The sequence below is a fragment of the Pseudomonas sp. FG-3G genome, from assembly GCF_901007645.1.
Taxonomy (GTDB): domain Bacteria; phylum Pseudomonadota; class Gammaproteobacteria; order Pseudomonadales; family Pseudomonadaceae; genus Aquipseudomonas; species Aquipseudomonas rhizophila.
In genome coordinates this window covers 41,287-61,066 of sequence record NZ_CAAKGZ010000013.1, presented here as the reverse complement: position 1 = coordinate 61,066, position 19,780 = coordinate 41,287, and the positions used below count along the sequence as shown (strand labels likewise).

Annotated in this window: 17 protein-coding genes; 4 read left to right on the top strand and 13 right to left on the bottom strand. The window is 59.5% G+C overall.

The features are described from left to right. The first annotated feature begins 120 nt into the window (after positions 1-120). Together fabA and fabB are read left to right on the top strand one after the other, a co-directional pair. Positions 121-636, top strand: coding sequence for a 3-hydroxyacyl-[acyl-carrier-protein] dehydratase FabA (gene fabA, locus PSEUDOMOFG3G_RS06295; protein ID WP_047230338.1), 516 nt, complete (start codon positions 121-123; stop codon positions 634-636). Positions 637-647: 11 nt separating this feature from the next. Beyond that, positions 648-1,868 carry a beta-ketoacyl-ACP synthase I gene (fabB, locus tag PSEUDOMOFG3G_RS06290; RefSeq protein WP_047230337.1) on the top strand — a complete coding sequence of 407 codons (1,221 nt, stop codon included), beginning with the start codon at positions 648-650 and terminating at the stop codon, positions 1,866-1,868. Between the two features lie 188 nt (positions 1,869-2,056). Here the strand turns inward: fabB and PSEUDOMOFG3G_RS06285 are convergent, their stop codons facing one another. Next, complete coding sequence (locus PSEUDOMOFG3G_RS06285) at positions 2,057-2,521, bottom strand: DUF3859 domain-containing protein (RefSeq protein ID WP_047230336.1); 465 nt, start codon at positions 2,519-2,521, stop codon at positions 2,057-2,059. A gap of 151 nt (positions 2,522-2,672) precedes the next feature. After that, positions 2,673-3,683: an amidohydrolase family protein gene (locus PSEUDOMOFG3G_RS06280; RefSeq protein ID WP_047230335.1), complete on the bottom strand. Its 1,011-nt coding sequence runs from the start codon at positions 3,681-3,683 to the stop codon at positions 2,673-2,675. 133 nt (positions 3,684-3,816) lie between these two features. On the opposite strand from PSEUDOMOFG3G_RS06280, the gene PSEUDOMOFG3G_RS06275 reads away from it, so the two are divergent. Then, positions 3,817-4,677, top strand: coding sequence for a pirin family protein (locus PSEUDOMOFG3G_RS06275; RefSeq protein WP_139049512.1), 861 nt, complete (start codon positions 3,817-3,819; stop codon positions 4,675-4,677). Positions 4,678-4,837: 160 nt separating this feature from the next. Here the strand turns inward: PSEUDOMOFG3G_RS06275 and PSEUDOMOFG3G_RS06270 are convergent, their stop codons facing one another. From PSEUDOMOFG3G_RS06270 to PSEUDOMOFG3G_RS06255, 4 genes are all read right to left on the bottom strand, one after another. Then, positions 4,838-5,566: a dienelactone hydrolase family protein gene (locus PSEUDOMOFG3G_RS06270; protein ID WP_047230333.1), complete on the bottom strand. Its 729-nt coding sequence runs from the start codon at positions 5,564-5,566 to the stop codon at positions 4,838-4,840. A gap of 70 nt (positions 5,567-5,636) precedes the next feature. Next, positions 5,637-7,541: a molecular chaperone HtpG gene (gene htpG / locus PSEUDOMOFG3G_RS06265; protein WP_047230356.1), complete on the bottom strand. Its 1,905-nt coding sequence runs from the start codon at positions 7,539-7,541 to the stop codon at positions 5,637-5,639. An 87-nt stretch (positions 7,542-7,628) separates the two neighbouring features. After that, positions 7,629-8,090 (bottom strand): PaaI family thioesterase, encoded by a 462-nt coding sequence (locus PSEUDOMOFG3G_RS06260; RefSeq protein WP_139049439.1) that lies wholly within the window; start codon positions 8,088-8,090, stop codon positions 7,629-7,631. After that, positions 8,087-8,563: a PaaI family thioesterase gene (locus tag PSEUDOMOFG3G_RS06255; protein WP_139049438.1), complete on the bottom strand. Its 477-nt coding sequence runs from the start codon at positions 8,561-8,563 to the stop codon at positions 8,087-8,089. The genes PSEUDOMOFG3G_RS06260 and PSEUDOMOFG3G_RS06255 overlap by 4 nt, the downstream gene beginning before the upstream one ends. Positions 8,564-8,721: 158 nt before the next feature. On the opposite strand from PSEUDOMOFG3G_RS06255, the gene PSEUDOMOFG3G_RS06250 reads away from it, so the two are divergent. Beyond that, complete coding sequence (locus tag PSEUDOMOFG3G_RS06250) at positions 8,722-8,985, top strand: hypothetical protein (protein ID WP_139049437.1); 264 nt, start codon at positions 8,722-8,724, stop codon at positions 8,983-8,985. A gap of 73 nt (positions 8,986-9,058) precedes the next feature. Here PSEUDOMOFG3G_RS06250 and PSEUDOMOFG3G_RS06245 read toward each other — a convergent pair whose 3' ends face one another. The 7 genes from PSEUDOMOFG3G_RS06245 to PSEUDOMOFG3G_RS06215 all read right to left on the bottom strand — a co-directional run bounded on the left by PSEUDOMOFG3G_RS06245 (position 9,059) and on the right by PSEUDOMOFG3G_RS06215 (position 19,530). Further along, a complete protein-coding gene (locus PSEUDOMOFG3G_RS06245) occupies positions 9,059-9,796 on the bottom strand; it encodes a DUF599 domain-containing protein (RefSeq protein WP_139049436.1) in 738 nt (245 codons plus the stop codon). Positions 9,797-10,003: 207 nt separating this feature from the next. After that, positions 10,004-11,317 carry a branched-chain amino acid transport system II carrier protein gene (brnQ, locus tag PSEUDOMOFG3G_RS06240; RefSeq protein WP_139049435.1) on the bottom strand — a complete coding sequence of 438 codons (1,314 nt, stop codon included), beginning with the start codon at positions 11,315-11,317 and terminating at the stop codon, positions 10,004-10,006. 313 nt (positions 11,318-11,630) lie between these two features. After that, positions 11,631-12,515: a succinate--CoA ligase subunit alpha gene (gene sucD / locus PSEUDOMOFG3G_RS06235; protein WP_014339581.1), complete on the bottom strand. Its 885-nt coding sequence runs from the start codon at positions 12,513-12,515 to the stop codon at positions 11,631-11,633. After that, complete coding sequence (sucC, locus tag PSEUDOMOFG3G_RS06230) at positions 12,515-13,681, bottom strand: ADP-forming succinate--CoA ligase subunit beta (RefSeq protein WP_003179235.1); 1,167 nt, start codon at positions 13,679-13,681, stop codon at positions 12,515-12,517. Before sucC ends, sucD begins: the two co-directional genes overlap by 1 nt. A gap of 196 nt (positions 13,682-13,877) precedes the next feature. Further along, positions 13,878-15,323: a dihydrolipoyl dehydrogenase gene (lpdA, locus tag PSEUDOMOFG3G_RS06225; RefSeq protein WP_139049434.1), complete on the bottom strand. Its 1,446-nt coding sequence runs from the start codon at positions 15,321-15,323 to the stop codon at positions 13,878-13,880. Between the two features lie 109 nt (positions 15,324-15,432). Then, positions 15,433-16,656 carry a 2-oxoglutarate dehydrogenase complex dihydrolipoyllysine-residue succinyltransferase gene (gene odhB, locus PSEUDOMOFG3G_RS06220; protein WP_139049433.1) on the bottom strand — a complete coding sequence of 408 codons (1,224 nt, stop codon included), beginning with the start codon at positions 16,654-16,656 and terminating at the stop codon, positions 15,433-15,435. Positions 16,657-16,698: 42 nt separating this feature from the next. Continuing rightward, a complete protein-coding gene (locus PSEUDOMOFG3G_RS06215; protein WP_047230488.1) occupies positions 16,699-19,530 on the bottom strand; it encodes a 2-oxoglutarate dehydrogenase E1 component in 2,832 nt (943 codons plus the stop codon). Positions 19,531-19,780 lie beyond the last annotated feature (250 nt).

The following is a 19,780-nucleotide window of genomic DNA, read 5'->3' as shown; positions in this document are numbered from 1 at the left end:
GCTGTGACTTTCACTACAACGCAATAGTCTATGAGTAGGCTGTCGATTCGAGGCATGAACGCTTCGATCGGCCGGGAAGATTTGCCCCACCCTGCCGCATGGGACTATTGAGGAGCTCGCATGACCAAACAAAACGCCTTTACTCGGGAAGACCTGCTGCGCTGCAGTCGCGGTGAGCTGTTCGGCCCAGGTAACGCGCAACTGCCCGCCCCGAACATGCTGATGGTGGATCGCATCACCCATATCAGCGAAGAGGGTGGCAAGTACGGCAAAGGTGAATTGGTCGCCGAGCTGGACATCACTCCTGACCTGTGGTTTTTCGCCTGCCACTTCGAAGGTGATCCGGTGATGCCGGGCTGCCTGGGCCTGGATGCCATGTGGCAATTGGTCGGTTTCTTCCTCGGCTGGCAAGGCCTGCCAGGCCGCGGTCGCGCCCTGGGTTCGGGCGAAGTGAAGTTCTTCGGTCAGGTTCTGCCGAGCGCGAAGAAGATTACCTATAACATTCATATCAAACGCGTCCTCAAGGGCAAGCTGAACATGGCCATTGCCGATGGTTCAGTGGCTGTGGATGGTCGCGAGATCTACACCGCCGAAGGCCTTCGGGTCGGCGTTTTCACCTCCACTGACAACTTCTAAGGGTTATCCGCATGCGCCGCGTCGTTATCACTGGTCTGGGCATCGTTTCGTGCCTGGGCAATGACAAAGAGACCGTCTCCGCTAACCTGCGTGCAAGTCGCCCTGGCATCCGGTTCAATCCGGAATATGCCGAAATGGGTCTGCGTAGCCAGGTTTCCGGCTCCATTGACCTTCCCCTCGAAGAGCTGATCGATCGCAAGATCTACCGTTTCGTCGGCCATGCGGCGGCTTACGCCTACCTGGCCATGAAGGACGCCATCGCTGACTCCGGCCTGACCGAAGAGCAGGTGTCCAACCCGCGCACCGGCCTGATCGCCGGTTCCGGTGGTGCCTCGACCTTGAACCAGATGGAAGCGCTGGACATCCTGCGCGAAAAAGGCGTCAAGCGCGTCGGCCCGTACCGCGTCACTCGGACCATGAGCAGCACCGTTTCCGCCTGCCTGGCCACGCCATTCAAGATCAAGGGCCTGAACTACTCCATCGCCTCTGCCTGCGCCACCAGTGCCCACTGCATCGGCAACGCCATGGAGCAGATCCAGATGGGCAAGCAGGACGTCGTGTTCGCCGGCGGTGGTGAAGAAGAACACTGGAGCCAGTCGTTCCTGTTCGACGCCATGGGCGCCCTGTCCAGCAAGCGCAACGACACCCCGGAAAAAGCTTCCCGCGCCTACGATGCCGACCGTGACGGCTTCGTCATCGCTGGCGGCGGCGGCATGGTGGTGGTCGAGGAGCTGGAACACGCTCTGGCCCGTGGCGCGAAAATCTACGCGGAAATCGTCGGCTACGGCGCCACTTCCGATGGCTATGACATGGTCGCCCCAAGCGGCGAAGGCGCCATCCGCTGCATGCAGATGGCCATGTCCACCGTCGACACGCCCATCGACTACCTGAACACCCACGGCACTTCGACCCCGGTCGGTGACGTTGCGGAAATGAAAGGCGTGCGCGAAGTGTTCGGTGCCAACGCCCCGGCCATCAGCTCCACCAAGAGCCTGTCGGGTCACTCCCTGGGCGCCGCGGGCGTTCACGAAGCGATCTACTGCATGTTGATGATGGAAGGCAACTTCATCGCCGGCTCGGCCAACATCGACGAACTGGACCCGGAAGTGGCCGACCTGCCGATCCTGACCAAGACTCGCGAAGACGCCAAGATCGACACCGTGATGAGCAACAGCTTCGGCTTCGGCGGCACCAACGCCACCCTGGTATTGAAGCGCTGGCAGGGCAAGTAAGCCCCGCCGCAACGCCACACACAAAAACGCCCCGACTGGTTCGGGGCGTTTTTTTTGTCTGCTCTGCACACCACATTCCCTGTGGATAATTCCCTTGTGGGAGCGAGCCTGCTCGCGATGAGGCCCTGACATTCAACATCTATGTTGGCTGACAGATTGCTATCGCGAGCAGGCTCGCTCTCACAGATTCAACGCACGACAAACCGTTGCTGCGCCAGCAATCGATCGCCCTGGAACACCATGAACCGCCACTCCCCCGGCACCACTTCGTGGCTTTCGGTGAACTCGTAGGCCATCACATCCTGCGGTGCACCGGGCACCAGCTTCTGGGTGACTTCGAATTTATCGTGGCGCACGCCATCGGGGGTGCGAATGCCTGGGGTGAAATACAACAGGGTCAATGGCTGGTCGTCAGCCACCTTGTCCGCCAAGCGGTAGCGCAGACCGAACTTGGTGCCCAGCTTGGCCGGTACACTTTCAGTCTGCCGGATCTGCTCGTTGCTGCGGCGCAGAACCCGCTCCCCTGATTGCAGTTCGGCTTGGGGCCCTTCGAAGATACCGTACTCCACCGGGCCTTCGACACGGACTTCCGCCTGGGCCAGGCCGCAGACCGACAACAGCGCGACCAGTGCGCTTGAACGGGTGAGGTGCATAGTGCGCTCCTTGATTGTGATGAGCGCGAGGGTATGACGCGGCGGTGACAGGCTGATGACAAGGCGATGGTCACCTTGTGCACTGAGAGCTTCTGTGGGAGCAAAGCTTGCTCGCGCTGCAGGCGCCCTCAATTGCGAAATTGCAATACCTTCATTGCGGGCAAGCCTTGCTCCCACACAACACCGCCAGGAAATTATCCCGAGCTACGTTCTTCGCCACCTCTTCCGGCAACGCATCCAGGAACGGATCGAAGCTGCGTAATTCCTTACCGACATTGTCGAAACGCCCCACTACATCCGACCCCAACATAAAACGCTCCGGGAAGCGCTCCACCAGCTTGAGCCACGCCTCGCGGGGTTTGCCCGCCTCGTCCAGCAGGTAAGGCGTGAGCACGCTCCAGGACAGGTCGATGTACAGGTTCGGATAGGTCTCCAGCATCCGGGTCAGTGTCGGCAACAGAAAATCCAGCCGCGTCTGGTGACGATGGATCTCCATGCTGGTGCCGGCATGGGCCCAAATGAACCGCGTGTGGGGATGGTTGCGCAACGGCTCTTCAATTTCCGGCAAATACAGCGCGTTTTTCTCACGCTTGGAGGTGATGTTGGAGTGCAGCAGCACCGGCAGATCGTTCTCCGCCGCCAGGTGATAGATCCGCGTCATGGCCTCGTTGTTGGCCCGCGGGGTGTCCCCCGACGTCAGTGCCGTCAGGTCGTCATGGCGGGTGAACACCTCACCAATGCCTTGCCACAAACCCGGATACAGATCGAGCATGCGCTGGATGTGCATGGCGGAGTTTTTGTCGTTGGGGTTGAAACCGGACAAAAAAGGATGAAAGTGCTGGCGCTGTTCAGCGGTCAACTTGCTCACCGCCGCCGCGACAATCACATCGGTGGCGCTGTACCAATAGGCGTCCGCATCGTCACCGGCGTAGTAACGCGGGCGCTTGGGCTCATCCTCATGCCATTTCTTGGCCACCGGTATGCCTGAAATCATCACATGCTCGATGCGATTGTCGGCCATCGCCTTCAGTAACTCGGGCATGCCGGCGGTTTCCTGAAAGAAATCGACGTAATGCAGGTGTGCATCGCTGTAGGCATATTCGCGGGCCATGACGCCACTGCTCGAAACGGCCAGCAGCCAGGCGAAGATCAGACGGGTCATGGGCACGGGCGGACTCCAGAAAGTTATGAACAGGATAGACCCCGACCGTCGCGTCCGGGTTCACGGCGCATGTGCCGTCAGTTGTCACGGCGGGTTATGCTTTGCCCATCCGTTGCTCAACCTGGAAGACATCATGATCACGCCCCTGACCATTCGCCCACGCGCAGAAGATGTGGAAGGCCAGCCGATTCTTCGCCCGCTGCCGTCCGCCAAGTGTCGCAGCGTCGGACCGTTCGTTTTTTTCGACCACATGCTGCAAACCTCCTACAAGGCCGGTCAAGGCATGAACATTCGTCAGCATCCCCATATCGGGTTGTCGACCCTCACCTATCTGTTCGAAGGGCAGCTCCAGCACAAGGACAGCCTGGGCTCCGATCAAGTGGTGGACGCCGGGGACGTCAGCTGGATGACCGCGGGCAGCGCCATCACCCATGTCGAGCGCACGCCCGAATCACTGCTGGGCAGCGACTTCGTCATGCACGGCTTGCAAGTCTGGTTGGCCTCGCCCCAATCCCACGAACAGGGGCCTGGACACTACAGCCATCATCCGGCGCACACCCTGCCGGTCAGCGATAACCTGGGGGTAAAGATCCGGATGATCGCCGGGTCGGGCTTTTGCCTGGAATCACCGGTGCCGACGCTGTCCCCGACCCTGTACGCCGAACTGAACCTGCAAACCGCAACGACCCTGCTGATTCCCACCGAGCATGAAGAGCGGGCACTGTATGTGCTCAGCGGCGAGGCGCAGCTGGACGGTGAACCGCTGGAGCCCCACTCGTTGGTGGTGCTCCCGGCCGGGGAACAAATGACACTGTTCGCCGACAGCGACTGCCATGCGGTGCTGTTCGGCGGCGCGCCGCTGGATGGGCCACGTCGGATCAACTGGAATTTCGTCTCCAGCGATCCGGCGCGAATAGACGAAGCCCGCCGACGTTGGGCGGCCGGGGACTGGCCGACCGTGCCGGGGGAAAGTGAGCGGATCGAATTGCCCTGAATTCAGCGGTGTCTGACAGGCCGCCATCGCGAGCAGGCTCGCTCCCACACTGGACCGTTGCCATTCGCAAATGGCGCGAACACCTCGGTCAAATGTGGGAGCGAGCCTGCTCGCGATAGCAGTCTGGCAGGCGACAGCCTATTCAGCACCAGGCCCGATCTCAGCCCCTGAGCACTTCATCCAGCAAATTATGCATCGACCGGAACGCCCGTGCGGCAACCTTGGCGTCGTACATCATCTTGCCCGGGACATTGGCCTGTGGATCGGTGAACGAATGCACCGCACCACCGTAGCTCAGCAGTTGCCAATCCACCCCGGCGGCGTTCATTTCGTCTTCGAAAGCCGGCAGTTGCTCCTTGGGCACCAATGGGTCCGAGGCGCCATGCATGACCAGCACCGCCCCCTTGATGTTCTGCGCATCCGCCGGATTGGGTGTGTCCAGGGTGCCATGGAACGAAATAGCGGCCTTCAACGGTGCGCCTGTGCGTGCTAGCTCCAGGGAGCAGCAGCCGCCGAAGCAGAAACCGAACGTAGCAAGTCTCGACGCATCGACCTGCGCCTCACCCTGACTTTGCAGCTGCTCGAATGCCGCCTGCATGCGCTTGCGCAACAAGGCACGATCATTCTTGAGCGGCATCATCGCAGCCCCGGCTTCATCGGCATTGGTCGGGCGCACGTCCTGGCCGTAAAGATCGGCGATCAACACAACATAGCCGTTGGCCGCCACTGACCTGGCGATTTCCTCGGCCCCCGCCCCTACGCCCATCCAATTGGGCGCCATCAGCAAACCCGGGCGCGAGCCCTGCTGGCTAACGTCGAAGGCCAGGCGGCCCTCATAGGTTCGACCATCGATCTGATACTCCAGCGAACTAACCGTAACCTGACTCATGACGGACTCCTCTTGAAACGGAACACCAGAAATGAAAAAACCCGCCGAAGCGGGTTTTTCCTGCACTTGATTAAGCTGACAGTTCAACCAACAGCTTGTTCAGGCGGCGCACATAGGCCGCCGGGTCCTTCAGGCTGTCACCCGCCGCCAGGGCGGCCTGATCGAACAGGATGTGCGACAGGTCGCCGAAACGCTCTTCGCTCTGCTCGTTGTCGAGCTTATCCACCAGCGGGTGAGCCGGGTTGAATTCGAAGATCGGCTTGGAGTCCGGGACTTTCTGGCCGCTGGCTTCAAGGATCTGCCGCATCTGCAGGCCCAGGTCCTGTTCACCGATGGCCAGGATCGCCGGGGAGTCCGTCAGGCGGTGAGAAACCCGCACTTCGCTGACGGCATCGCCCAGGGCAGTCTTGATCCGCTCAACCAGGCCTTCCTTGCTCTTGGCAACTTCTTCGGCGGCTTTCTTGTCTTCTTCCGAATCCAGGTTACCCAGGTCCAGATCACCACGGGCCACGTCGACAAAGCTCTTGCCGTCGAACTCGCTGAGGTAGCTCATCAGCCATTCGTCGATGCGGTCGGTCAGCAGCAGCACTTCGATGCCTTTCTTGCGGAAAACTTCCAGGTGCGGGCTGTTCTTGACCTGTGCATAAGTTTCACCGGTCAGGTAGTAGATCTTGTCCTGACCTTCCTTGGCGCGGGCCAGATAATCGGCCAGACCAACGATCTGTTCGCCATCGTCACCCTGGGTCGAAGCAAAGCGCAGCAGGCCAGCGATTTTTTCTTTGTTGGCGAAGTCCTCGGCAGGGCCTTCCTTCATCACCTGGCCGAAGTTCTTCCAGAAGCTCTTGTACTGCTCGGGCTCGTTTTTCGCCAGTTTTTCCAGCATGTCCAGAACACGCTTGGTCAGCGCCGACTTCATGGAGTCAATGATCGGGTCTTTCTGCAGGATTTCCCGCGAAACGTTCAGGGACAGGTCATTGGAATCGACCACGCCCTTGATGAAACGCAGGTACAGCGGCAGGAACGATTCGGCCTGGTCCATCACGAACACACGCTGCACGTACAGCTTCAGGCCGCGTGGTGCTTCGCGCTGGTACAGGTCGAACGGCGCACGGGCCGGCACGTACAACAGCGAGTTGTACTCCAGCTTGCCTTCGACCTTGTTGTGGCTCCAGCTCAGCGGGTTCTCGTAGTCATGGGCGACGTGCTTGTAGAACTCCTGGTATTCCTCGTCCTTCACCTCAGTGCGCGGACGGGTCCACAGGGCACTGGCGCGGTTGACGGTTTCCCATTCCACTTCGGGCTTTTCTTCGCCTTCGGCAGCGGCGACTTCCTTCGGCAGCTCGATCGGCAACGCGATATGGTCGGAGTACTTCTTGATGATGTTGCGCAGGCGCCAGCCATCGGCGAACTCGTCTTCACCGGACTTGAGGTGCAGCACAATGCGGGTACCGCGATCAGCCTTGTCGACGGTGGCGACTTCAAACTCGCCCTCGCCCTTGGACGACCAATGCACGCCTTCGCTCGCAGCGAGGCCGGCACGACGGCTGAACACTTCCACCTGATCAGCGACGATAAACGCGGAATAGAAACCGACACCGAACTGGCCAATGAGGTGGGAGTCTTTTTTCTGGTCGCCGGAGAGGTTCTTCATGAAATCGGCGGTGCCGGACTTGGCGATGGTGCCCAGGTGAGTGATCACCTCTTCGCGACTCATGCCGATGCCGTTGTCTTCGAGGGTGACGGTCTTGGCGTCCTTGTCGAAGCTCACGCGGATTTTCAGTTCGGCGCCGCCTTCCAGCAACTCTGGCTTGGACAGGGCTTCGAAACGTAATTTGTCGACAGCGTCAGAGGCGTTCGAAATCAGCTCGCGAAGGAAAATTTCCTTATTCGAATACAGCGAGTGAATCATCAGGTGCAGCAGTTGCTTCACCTCGGTCTGGAAGCCCAGGGTTTCCTTTTGAGTTTCCACGCTCATGGTCATCAAACTCCAAGTGGATGGTGGTGTCCGCCTCGCAGAGATTGGCGGCGGGATGTCCTCAAGGTGGGGGCAACGCTGATGATTTCAAGGGCTATGCGCTTTTGAAGACTCCTGAATCTTGAAATGCGCCCGGGCGGTGGCAATGGGTTCGGCCTCTAGATCCTGCCAGGCGGTGATCGCAACATTGGCTACCCGGCGCCCCTGCCGCCAGACCTGACATCTGGCGAAAGTGTCGCGATACTGCCCGGCGCGCAGGTAATCCAGGGAGAAATCGATGATTTTCGGCACGCCCGTCGCACGGGTGGCAATCAACAGATACACCGCGGCCGACAACTCCATGAAACCGGCGATGACGCCGCCGTGGATGGCCGGCAATAAAGGGTTACCAATGTTGTCCCGGTTGGCCGGCAGGCGAAACAGCAGCTCCTCGCCCTGACGCGAGCATTCCACGCCGATCAACCGCGCATAAGGAATCGAGGCCAGCAGCAGCGCGTAGTCGCCCCGCTCGCAGGCGTGGCGCAGTTGTTCCTGAGTGATATCGCTCATGGCTTGTCTACGGCAGCCAGCGGGCCACCCCTTTTGATTCCCTTGGCGTGCTGGCCCAGGCGCATGAAGGTGCCCACCACATGGGCGATGGGTTGTTCGGGGTCGTCCTGATAGGCAAATCCACGGCTGAAGATCACGTCCTGAGTGACCCGATAGCAGTGGGCAAAGCCATAGACGTCCTTGTTCGGCTCAGCGGCGTGCATGTAGTCGATGCGCAGATCCAGGGTCGGACAGACCTCGAACTGCGGCAACACGCACAACGTCGACATGCCACACGCCGTGTCCATCAATGAGGTCAACGCGCCACCATGGATGATGCCCGTAAGGGGGTTGCCGACGATCTGGGGGCTGTAAGGCAGGATCACGGTCAGCCCCTCGGGACTGGCACTGTGCAACTTCAAGCCCAGCACCTGACAATGTCGCAGTGCGGACAGAAAGCGTGTCGCACGCTCAAAAACGGGGTCTTGCGCCATTGGATTTAACGCCTTTATTAATGAGCAGTCGCGGTAACGAGCATGCCCTGTAAAGTTCCGTTCCCATGCAAAGTTATATATCTGTAGCAAAAGAGGAACTTAATCCAAGGGGGGGCGTTCAAAAGGCCAGTAGTTATTTCCATAAGGAGAAACACCCCATGCGTAAGACTTTAGCTATTGCCTTGATGTTGGCCGCCTCCCTCGGTCTCGCTGCCTGCGATAAAAAATCCGAGGACAAAGCTCAAGATGCCGCCGAACACTCTGAGCAAGCTCAGGAAAAAATGAACGAAGCACAGGATAAAGTGAACGACGCAGCGAAAGAAAACGCCGAAGCCGCCAAAGATCAGGCCGAATCGAACGAAGCTGCTACACAGGAACAAGCACCTGCAACAGCGCCCGCCACCGCACCAGCTACCAACTGATACGGTTTGGGCTTAAAAGAAACCCGCCTGGCGCGGGTTTTCTTTTGTCTGCAATTTAGTAGTGACCGTCCTGTCAGGCCGGGTCCTTGCTTATATCAGGCAATGGCGCTTCGGTGGGGGTGTAAACCATGACCTGCAGCACGTCGGAATGAAACTCCCGACGGTACAGCACCAACACCACGCCTGCACTCATCAACATGAACAGCCAGGGGCTGACGAACCACGCCAACATGGTCATGCCGAAATAATAAGCGCGCAGGCCAAAATTGAACTGGTTGGCCGCCATGGAGATCACCCGCGCCGCCCTGAGCGCGAAGGCCTTGCGTTCCTGCGCCGATACATGTCGCTCGCCGATCATTGGCGCCGATCCCACCAGAACCGCCGCGAAGTTGTATTGGCGCATGCACCAGCTGAAGGTGAAGAAGGCATACACAAACACCAGCGCCAGGCACAGCAACTTGGCCTCGGACATGCCTTGGGACGCCTGCTGCACCATCGGCAAGTCGGCCAACAACGACACCGCACGATCGGACGCCCCAAGCACCGTCAGGATGCCCGCCAGGATGATCAGCGTGCTTGAGGCGAAGAAGGACGCGTTGCGCTCCAGGTTGCCGATCACGCTGGCGTCGGCGATACGGTTTTCGCGCAGCAACATGCGGCGCATCCAGTCTTCGCGATACAAGTGCATGACGCTGGCCAGACAGGCCGTATCGCGGGCTTTCAACGACGCATAACGGGTGTAGCCGCCCCAGCAGACGACGAACCAGACCGCGGCCAGAAGATGGATCAGATTGGCTTGGATGAATGACATGTAATTCCTTATCTGACGAAGAACATGGAGCAGCTTGCGATTGACCCTGCTCAGTCCACAGGGCCGGCACAAGCCTTTCAAGACAATGCTTCGACGTTAGTCCAAGGAAAAAGACACTGCACCCGCGCCATAAAAAATGCCCCGTATCGATGGATACGGGGCATTTGTTTTTTACCGGTGGGCCCGCTCGTGGCAGGCCGCGGCAACTCAGGCCAAGGCTTCGCTGCGCTTGCCCAGCAGACGATCACACACCAACGCAACCGCCAGGGTCATCACCGACGGCACGAGCCAGGCCAAACCCTGCTCGCTCAATGGCAGATGGGCCATTTGCGTCGGCATCCAATCCGCCAGTCCAGCGCCTTTAAGCGCATCGATCAGGCCGAACAGGAACGACACCAGCATGACCGGGCCGACGATGCGCCCCTGCTCATGCCAGAAGTCCTTGCAGAAGCTCAGGGCCACCAAGGCAATGCACGGTGGGTAAATCGCGGTCAGGACCGGGATCGAGAAAGCGATCAGCTTGGTCAGTCCGAGGTTCGACACCAGCAGCGAAAACGCCGCCAGGATGACCACCAATGTTTTGTACGACAGCGGCAAGACACGGCTGAAGTACTCGGCACAGGCGCACGTCAGGCCAACTGCAGTGACCAGGCACGCCAGGGAAATCAACACAGCCAGGAAACCGCTGCCCAGGCTGCCGAACGTGTGTTGCACATAGGCATGCAGCACCGCCGCGCCGTTGCTCGCGCCCGCGGCCACTTCATGGCTGCCAGACCCCAGGCGGAACAGACTGACATAGACCAGCGCCAGCCCGACCCCGGCGATCAGCCCGGCGATGATGGCGTAGCGGGTGATCAAGGCAGGCGATTCAACGCCCCGGGAACGGATCGCATTGACGATGACGATGCCAAACACCAATGCGCCCAGGGTATCCATGGTCAGGTAACCGTTGATGAACCCTTGGGAGAATGGCGCGGCCACGTATTGCGGTGTCGCCACGCCGATATCGCCGGCGGGCAAGGCAAACGCGGCAATGCCCAGCACGGCCAGGGCGATGATTTTCAGCGGGGCAAGGAATCGCCCGACGGTGTCCAGCAAGCGGCCGGGATAGAGCGAGATGAAGAACACCAGCAGGAAATACACCGCACTGTAGAGAAACAGCGCCAGCGGGCTTTCACCGGTCAACGGCGCCAGCCCGACTTCGAAGGAGACGGTGGCGGTGCGCGGAGTGGCGAACAGCGGCCCGACGGCCAGGTAGCACACAGCCGCCAGCAGGCCACCGGCAACCTTGCCGATAGGACTGCTCAAGGCATCCATCGCCCCACCGACCTTGGCCAGCGCAACGACGGTGATGACCGGTAGCCCGACCGCCGTGACCAGAAAGCCCAGCGCCGCCATCCAGACATGGGGCCCGGACTGCAAACCGACAATCGGCGGGAAGATGATGTTGCCAGCCCCGACGAACAGGGCAAATGTCATGAAACCAAGCGCCAGGATGTCCTGGCCTTTCAACACTTTCATTAGGAAACCACACTGCTGAATCGGAATTTAGAGAGGGACTTCCCTTAAGGATGGAGGGAAATGCTGCCGATCCGTATAAGACCAACCCGTTTAGCGCGCCGCTTCCTTGTGGGTAGCGGTCGCAAAAATGGCGGGTAGCCTAACGAATTAGTGTGAATAACGCACTGTTAGGGGGCGAACTATCCGATGCACGACATTTCCGTGTCGCGTTTTTGCATCTAAATGGGTTGCTGATTGCAATTCCCTCATCCGAAAACGACAAAGGCCACCCGAAGGTGGCCTTTGTTGCTGGAACAAAAAAGTCAGCCGAAGCTTACTTCTTCATTTCCCAGCCAGTCAGCTCGGCCAGGGCCTTGCCGATGTCTGCCAGCGAACGCACGGTTTTCACGCCTGCGTCTTGCAGAGCGGCGAATTTCTCGTCCGCAGTGCCTTTGCCGCCAGAGATGATTGCGCCAGCATGGCCCATGCGCTTGCCCGGAGGAGCAGTCACACCCGCGATGTAGGAAACAACCGGCTTGGTCACGTTAGCCTTGATGTAGGCAGCCGCTTCTTCTTCAGCCGAACCGCCGATCTCACCGATCATGACGATCGCTTCGGTCTTCGGGTCTTCCTGGAACAGCTTCAGGATGTCGATGAAGTTGGAGCCCGGGATCGGGTCACCGCCGATGCCGACGCAAGTCGACTGACCGAAACCGGCGTCAGTGGTCTGCTTGACGGCTTCGTAAGTCAGGGTGCCGGAACGGGAAACGATACCGACCTTGCCTGGCAAGTGAATGTGACCTGGCATGATGCCGATCTTGCATTCGCCTGGAGTGATCACGCCTGGGCAGTTAGGGCCGATCAGGGTGATACCCAGCTCGTCGCACTTGACCTTGGCTTCCAGCATGTCGATGGTCGGGATGCCTTCGGTGATGCAGACGATCAGCTTGATGCCGCCGAACGCTGCTTCAAGGATGGAATCCTTGCAGAAAGGAGCTGGAACGTAGATCACGCTGGCGGTAGCGCCAGTGGCAGCAACAGCGTCTTTGACGGTGTTGAAGACAGGCAGGCCCAGGTGTTCGGTGCCGCCTTTGCCCGGCGTTACGCCACCAACCATCTTGGTGCCGTATTCCAGAGCTTGCTGGGTGTGGAAACTACCTTGCGAACCGGTAATACCCTGGCAGATAACCTTGGTGTCTTTATTGATCAGGACGCTCATTATTTGCCCTCCGCAGCTTTAACGACTTGTTGAGCAGCGTCGGTCAGGCTGGTAGCAGCGATGATGTTCAAACCGCTTTCTGCCAGTACTTTAGCGCCCAGCTCAGCGTTGTTGCCTTCGAGGCGAACAACAACCGGGATTTTCACGCCGACTTCTTTCACGGCGCCGATGATGCCTTCGGCAATCATGTCGCAACGAACGATGCCGCCGAAGATGTTGACCAGTACTGCAGCGACGTTAGTGTCGGACAGGATGATCTTGAACGCTTCGGTTACGCGTTCCTTGGTAGCACCACCGCCCACGTCGAGGAAGTTGGCTGGCTTGCCGCCATGCAGGTTGACGATGTCCATGGTACCCATGGCCAGGCCAGCACCGTTGACCATGCAGCCGATGTTGCCTTCCAGGGCCACGTAGTTCAGTTCGAACTTGGCAGCGTGCGCTTCGCGCGGATCGTCTTGCGACGGATCGTGGAAAGTCTTCAGCTTAGGCTGACGGTACATGGCGTTGGCGTCGATGTTGATCTTGGCATCGAGGCAGTGCAGATCGCCGTCGGCCTTGATCACCAGCGGGTTCACTTCCAGCAGCGCCAGGTCGTGGTCCTGGAACAGCTTGGCCAGGCCTACGAAGATCTTGGCGAACTGAGTGACCTGCTTGCCTTCCAGGCCCAGCTGGAATGCCAGCTCACGACCCTGGAATGGCTGGGCGCCAACCAGTGGATCGATGGTGGCCTTGAGGATTTTCTCAGGGGTATCGTGAGCGATTTTCTCGATGTCCACGCCACCTTCGGTGGAAGCCATGAACACGATACGGCGGCTCGAACGGTCAACGACAGCGCCCAGGTACAGCTCTTTAGCGATATCAGTGCACGATTCAACCAGGATCTTGGTGACTGGCTGACCGTTGGCGTCAGTCTGGTAGGTCACCAGACGCTTGCCCAGCCACTGCTGTGCGAAGGCTTTGGCGTCTTCTTTGCTGCGAACCAGCTTGACGCCGCCCGCTTTACCGCGACCACCGGCGTGAACCTGGGCTTTGACAACCCATTCGCTGCCGCCGATTTTGTCGCAAGCTTCTGCTGCCGCTTCCGGGGTGTCTACCGCGTAGCCGGTGGATACTGGCAGGCCGTACTCAGCGAACAGCTGCTTACCCTGATACTCGTGAAGATTCATGCTTATTACCGTCTTCGTTAGGTACTGCGCATTCGGTGCTGCACCGTTATGGTGCCGCACCACCTGTGACTGCTGCTTGCGTAGCGTTCCGGTTGACCGGTGCCGCTACGCAAGGCTGCGTCCAGCGGATATTCCGCGGTGAGTCTTGCTCGCAAGGCTCACGACGGGCCATACCGCCGTGGTTTCTTATTGTCTATTAACGCTTTTTGCGGTTGGCCACGTGGATGGCACCGCCATTTACGGCCAGGGCCGCTTCGTGCAAGGCTTCGGACAGGGTCGGATGGGAGAAGACCATCATGCCCAGATCTTCAGCGCTGGTGCCGAATTCCATGCCGATCGCGCCTTGCTGTACCAGCTCGGCAGCGCTTGGGCCAATCACGTGAACGCCCAATACGCGATCCGTCTTGGCATCAGCGATGACTTTCACGAAACCACCGGTATCGTTGGCTGCCATGGCACGGCCGGAGGCTGCAAACGGGAAGGTGCCGACGTTAACTTCAACACCTTCGTTTTTCAAGGTTTGCTCGGTCTTGCCAACCCATGCGATTTCCGGGTGGGTGTAGATAACCGACGGGATCAGGTCGTAATTGATCTGGGCTTTGTGGCCCTTGATGCGCTCGACCACCATGATGCCTTCCTCGGACGCTTTGTGCGCCAGCATCATGCCGCGTACCACGTCACCGATGGCGTAGACACCCGGAACGTCGGTTGCGCATTGCTCGTCAACCGCGATGAAGCCGCGCTCATCGAGGGTCACGCCGCAATCGGCGGACAGCAGGTCAGTGGTCACTGGGCGACGGCCAACCGCAACGATCAGTTTGTCGAAGGTGATGGTCTGTTCGCCGTTGGCGTCGGTGTAGTTCACCACGACTTCTTCGCCGTTGACCTTGGAGCCGGTCACGCGAGCGCCCAGCTTGATGTCCAGGCCTTGCTTGGTCAGGGTTTTCAGCGCTTCCTTGGAAACCGCGGCATCGGCGGCCATCAGGAAGGTGTCCAGTGCTTCGAGGACGGTTACTTGCGCGCCCAGGCGCGACCAGACCGAACCCAGCTCCAGACCGATAACACCCGCGCCGATCACGCCCAGGCGTTTTGGTACGGATTGGAACTCCAGAGCGCCGGTCGAATCGACGATCACGTTCTGGTCCACCGGAGCCGGCGGAATGTCGATCGGACGCGAGCCCGGTGCCAGGATGACGTTCTCGGCTTCGATCACTTCAACCGAACCGTCTGGCTTGGTCACTTCGACCTTCTTGCCCATCAGCAGCTTGCCGTGGCCCTGGATCGAGGTCACGCCATTGGCCTTGAACAGGGTGGCAACGCCAGAGGTCAGGCCTTTGACGATGTTGGCCTTGCGACCAACCATGGCAGGTACGTCAATGGTGACGTTTTCGCGGTTGACACCGCCAATGCCGTGGATGGCCAAGCCATCCTGCGCTTCATGGAACTTCCAGGAGCTGTCCAGCAGCGCCTTGGACGGAATGCAACCGACGTTCAGGCAAGTACCGCCGAGGGCCAGTTTGCCCTCCTTGTCGGTGTATTTCTCGATGCAGGCAGTGGTGAGGCCCAGTTGCGCAGCCTTGATGGCCGCTACGTAGCCGCCAGGGCCCGCACCAATCACTACCACGTCGAATTTCTGAGTCATGAGTCATTCCTTCTCGAATCAAACCGGACGGTCACTTGTGGAGACCGTCGTGGGACGAAACCGGTTATTTCAGCAAGAGGCCGGTCAACCGACCGGCCCTTGCGGCGAATCAGATATCCAGCAGCAGACGAGCCGGATCTTCAAGCAGGTTCTTGATGGTTACCAGGAAAGTCACGGCTTCTTTACCGTCGATCAGACGGTGATCGTAGGACAATGCCAGGTACATCATCGGACGAATCACGACCTGACCATTGATCGCCATCGGGCGTTGCAGGATGTTGTGCATGCCCAGGATCGCCGCTTGTGGCGGGTTGACGATCGGGGTCGACATCATCGAACCGAATGTACCACCGTTGGTGATGGTGAACGTACCGCCGGTCATCTCTTCGATGGACAGCTTGCCGTCACGGGCTTTCTTGCCGAAGGTGGCGATGCCGCCTTCGATTTCAGCCAGGCTCATCAGTTCGGCGTTACGCAGGACCGGAACCACCAGGCCACGGTCGCTGGAGACCGCAACACCGATGTCGGCGTAACCGTGGTAAACGATGTCGGAACCGTCGATCGACGCGTTGACGGCCGGGAAGCGCTTGAGTGCTTCAGTGGCAGCCTTGACGAAGAACGACATGAAGCCCAGGCGTACGCCGTTGTGGCTCTTCTCGAACAGGTCCTTGTACTTCGAACGCAGGGCCATGACTTCGGTCATGTCGACTTCGTTGAAGGTGGTCAGCATCGCCATGTTCGACTGGGCTTCAACCAGACGCTCGGCAACCTTGGCGCGCAGGCGGGTCATCGGAACGCGTTTTTCAACGCGATCACCGGCAGCGAACACCGGAGCGGCAGCGGCAGGCGCGGCAGCCTTGGCCGGCGCAGCGGCCGGAGCGGCTTTCTTGGCGGCAACCGCTGCAACCACGTCTTCCTTGGTCACACGACCACCCTTGCCGGTGCCGGCAACGGAAGCGATGTTGATGCCATTCTCTTCAGCCAGCTTGCGAGCAGCAGGAGCGGCGACTGGATCGTCTTCGCCGCCAGCGGCAGGAGCAGCAGCCTGAGCGGCGGCCGGTGCGGCGGCGGCAGCCGGAGCAGCGGCAGCAGCGCCGCCCGCTTCGATGGAGCCCAGCACTTCGGCCGACAGTACGGTGTCGCCTTCGTTCTTGATGATGGCGCCCAGGACGCCGTCAGCTTCGGCCAACACTTCCAGGACAACTTTGTCGGTTTCGATGTCGACGATCAGTTCGTCGCGCTTGACCGCGTCGCCCGGTTTTTTGTGCCAGGTGGCAATCGTGCCATCGGCAACCGATTCCGGGAAAGTGGGGGCTTTGATCTCGATAGCCATTATCTGTGGTTCCTTAAATTCGGTTTCAGGTGCGCGAAGGCATTAAACGGTAAAGGCATCTTGCAGCAGTTGTTCCTGCTGCTCGGCGTGCATCGATGCATAACCACAAGCAGGTGCAGCAGAAGCGTCACGGCCGGCGTACTCAAGTACGAGCGACTTGTCGTGAGCGCTGATGATGCGGCGCATGTGATGTTGGCTGCAGTACCACGCACCCTGGTTCATCGGCTCTTCCTGGCACCAGACGATGTGCTTCAGGTTTTTGTACGGAGCCAGGATTTCGACCAGGTCGTCCTCCGGGAACGGGTACAGCTGCTCGAGACGCACGATGGCGATATCGTCACGGCCTTCGGCACGGCGTTTTTCCAGCAAGTCGTAATAGACCTTGCCGCTGCACAGAACCACGCGACCGACGTTGGCCGGATCCTGAGCGTCGATTTCCGGGATAACGGTCTGGAACGAGCCTTCGGCCAGATCTTCCAGAGTCGAGATCGCCAGCTTGTGACGCAGCAATGACTTCGGTGTCAGCACTACAAGCGGCTTGCGCAGCGGGCGAATCACCTGACGGCGCAGCAAGTGGTAGATCTGAGCCGGGGTCGTCGGTACGCACACCTGGATGTTGTGCTCGGCGCACAGCTGCAGGTAACGCTCCAGACGTGCCGAAGAGTGCTCCGGCCCCTGCCCTTCATAACCGTGTGGCAACAGCATGGTCAGACCGCAGAGACGGCCCCACTTGTGCTCGCCGCTGGTGATGAACTGGTCGACAACCACCTGGGCACCGTTGGCGAAGTCGCCGAACTGGGCTTCCCAGATCACCAGCGCATTCGGCTCGGTGGTGGAGTAGCCATATTCGAACGCCAGGACGGCTTCTTCGGACAGCAGCGAGTCGTACAGGTCGAAACGTGGCTGGCCTTTGTACAGGTGTTGCAGCGGGATGTAGGTGCTGGCGTCTTTCTGGTTGTGCAGCGCTGCGTGACGGTGCGAGAAAGTGCCGCGGCCTACGTCCTGGCCGGTGATGCGCACAGGGTGACCTTCGAACGCCAGGGTCGCGTATGCCATGGTTTCGGCATAACCCCAGTTGATCGGCAGGCCGCCGGCTTGCATCTTCTGCCGGTCTTCGTAGATTTTCGCGACCTGACGCTGGACCACGAAGCCTTCCGGAATTTCCAGCAGCTTGGCGGACAGTTCCTGCAAGGTCTTGAGATCAAAACGGGTGTCGTGACGAGCGGTCCAGGCATGGCCCAGGTACGGGCGCCAGTCCACGAACAGCTCTTTGTTCGGCTCTTTGACCAGGCTTTTTACAACATGCAGGCCATTGTCCAGGGCATTACGATATTCATCGACTTTTTCCTGGACGCGCTCAGCGTCCAGCACACCGCTCTGGGTCAGGCGCTCGGCATACAGCTCACGGGTGGTGCGCTGCTTGGCGATCTGCTGGTACATCAGAGGCTGGGTGCCGCTTGGCTCGTCGGCCTCGTTGTGGCCGCGACGACGGTAGCAGACCAGGTCGATCACCACGTCACGCTTGTACTGCATGCGGTAGTCAATGGCCAACTGGGTCACGAACAGCACGGCTTCCGGGTCATCGCCATTCACATGGAGAATCGGTGCCTGGATCATCTTCGCAACGTCGGTGCAGTACTCGGTGGAACGCGAGTCTTCCGGGTTGCTGATGGTGAAGCCGACCTGGTTGTTGATCACCAGGTGAATGGTACCGCCGGTCTTGAAGCCGCGAGTCTGCGACATCTGGAAGGTTTCCATGACCACGCCCTGACCTGCGAATGCAGCGTCACCGTGGATGGAAATCGGCAGGACTTTTTCGCCAGTCGGGTCGTTGCGACGATCCTGACGGGCACGGACCGAACCCTCGACCACCGGAGAAACGATTTCCAGGTGGGACGGGTTGAAGGCCATCGCCAGGTGAACTTCGCCACCGGTGGTCATCACGTTGGACGAGAAACCCTGGTGATACTTGACGTCACCGGAGCCCAGCTCGACCTTCTTCTTGCCTTCGAACTCGTCGAACAGCTCGCGCGGGTTCTTGCCGAAGGTGTTGACCAGCACGTTCAGACGGCCGCGGTGGGCCATGCCGATGACGACTTCCTTGGTGCCGTAGGAACCGGAGCGCTGGATCAGTTCGTCCAGCAGCGGGATCAGGCTTTCGCCACCTTCCAGGCCGAAACGCTTGGTGCCCGGGTATTTGGTGCCCAGGTACTTTTCCAGGCCTTCGGCGGCAGTGACGCGCTCGAGCAAGTGGCTCTTGACGTCAGCGGAGAAGGTCGGACGGCCACGAACGCTTTCCAGACGCTGCTGGAACCACTGGCGCTGCTCGGAATCGACGATGTGCGTAAATTCGGCACCGATGGTGCGGCAATATGTCTGCTGCAACGCTTCGTGAATTTCGCGTAGGCTCGCTTCCTCTTTGCCGATGAACAGGTCGCCGGCACGGAAGGTCGTATCAAGATCGGCATTGGTCAAGCCGTAATGAGTGATCGACAGGTCTGCAGGTGCAGGACGCTGCCACAGCCCCAGCGGGTCCAGCTGGGCTGCCTGGTGGCCGCGCATCCGGTAGGCCTGGATCAGTCGCAGCACTTCAACTTGCTTCTTCTCGTGCTCACTGCTCACGCTGCCGGCAGACACCGGTTGAGCGCGGCGCTGGTTCTTTGCCAGCAGCACGAAATGATCGCGAATTGTCGAGTGCGAAACATCAGTGGCAGAGTTACCGTCAGCCGGCAACTTCTGAAAGTAGGTGCGCCACTCTTCTGGCACAGCGTTAGGGTCGTGCAGGTAGAGCTCGTAGAGCTCTTCCACATAGGCAGCGTTACCACCGGAGAGGTGGGCACTGTTCCACATGCGCTGCATCACGCTTTCTTGCATGCTTGGTCACCCTCGATTTGGGGAACACCATCGGCGAAAACACCGAGCAAACTTGCAGAAGTCCGAATGCAGCGACCAAAACAAGCCACTTAGGATCACGCTGATAGTCCGGGTACCAGCCCGGATGCCCCTGCTTGTCTCATTTCTTCAAAATAAGAACTGCCGCTTTGTGAGCGGCGGTTCTGGTTATAGCCAGGACGCGGGTTGAAGCCCACGCCCCGACCTGTACGGGTACAGCGGTTCTACGGGT

Coding starts and splice junctions, on each gene's coding strand:
- PSEUDOMOFG3G_RS06285 (WP_047230336.1), bottom strand. CDS start 2,521: ATGCACCTCACCCGTTCAAGCGCACTGGTCGCGCTGTTGTCGGTCTGC.
- PSEUDOMOFG3G_RS06280 (WP_047230335.1), bottom strand. CDS start 3,683: ATGACCCGTCTGATCTTCGCCTGGCTGCTGGCCGTTTCGAGCAGTGGC.
- fabB (WP_047230337.1), top strand. CDS start 648: ATGCGCCGCGTCGTTATCACTGGTCTGGGCATCGTTTCGTGCCTGGGC.
- PSEUDOMOFG3G_RS06255 (WP_139049438.1), bottom strand. CDS start 8,563: ATGGCGCAAGACCCCGTTTTTGAGCGTGCGACACGCTTTCTGTCCGCA.
- fabA (WP_047230338.1), top strand. CDS start 121: ATGACCAAACAAAACGCCTTTACTCGGGAAGACCTGCTGCGCTGCAGT.
- lpdA (WP_139049434.1), bottom strand. CDS start 15,323: ATGACTCAGAAATTCGACGTGGTAGTGATTGGTGCGGGCCCTGGCGGC.
- PSEUDOMOFG3G_RS06270 (WP_047230333.1), bottom strand. CDS start 5,566: ATGAGTCAGGTTACGGTTAGTTCGCTGGAGTATCAGATCGATGGTCGA.
- PSEUDOMOFG3G_RS06245 (WP_139049436.1), bottom strand. CDS start 9,796: ATGTCATTCATCCAAGCCAATCTGATCCATCTTCTGGCCGCGGTCTGG.
- PSEUDOMOFG3G_RS06275 (WP_139049512.1), top strand. CDS start 3,817: ATGATCACGCCCCTGACCATTCGCCCACGCGCAGAAGATGTGGAAGGC.
- sucD (WP_014339581.1), bottom strand. CDS start 12,515: ATGAGCGTCCTGATCAATAAAGACACCAAGGTTATCTGCCAGGGTATT.
- PSEUDOMOFG3G_RS06260 (WP_139049439.1), bottom strand. CDS start 8,090: ATGAGCGATATCACTCAGGAACAACTGCGCCACGCCTGCGAGCGGGGC.
- sucC (WP_003179235.1), bottom strand. CDS start 13,681: ATGAATCTTCACGAGTATCAGGGTAAGCAGCTGTTCGCTGAGTACGGC.
- PSEUDOMOFG3G_RS06215 (WP_047230488.1), bottom strand. CDS start 19,530: ATGCAAGAAAGCGTGATGCAGCGCATGTGGAACAGTGCCCACCTCTCC.
- PSEUDOMOFG3G_RS06250 (WP_139049437.1), top strand. CDS start 8,722: ATGCGTAAGACTTTAGCTATTGCCTTGATGTTGGCCGCCTCCCTCGGT.
- htpG (WP_047230356.1), bottom strand. CDS start 7,541: ATGAGCGTGGAAACTCAAAAGGAAACCCTGGGCTTCCAGACCGAGGTG.
- odhB (WP_139049433.1), bottom strand. CDS start 16,656: ATGGCTATCGAGATCAAAGCCCCCACTTTCCCGGAATCGGTTGCCGAT.
- brnQ (WP_139049435.1), bottom strand. CDS start 11,317: ATGAAAGTGTTGAAAGGCCAGGACATCCTGGCGCTTGGTTTCATGACA.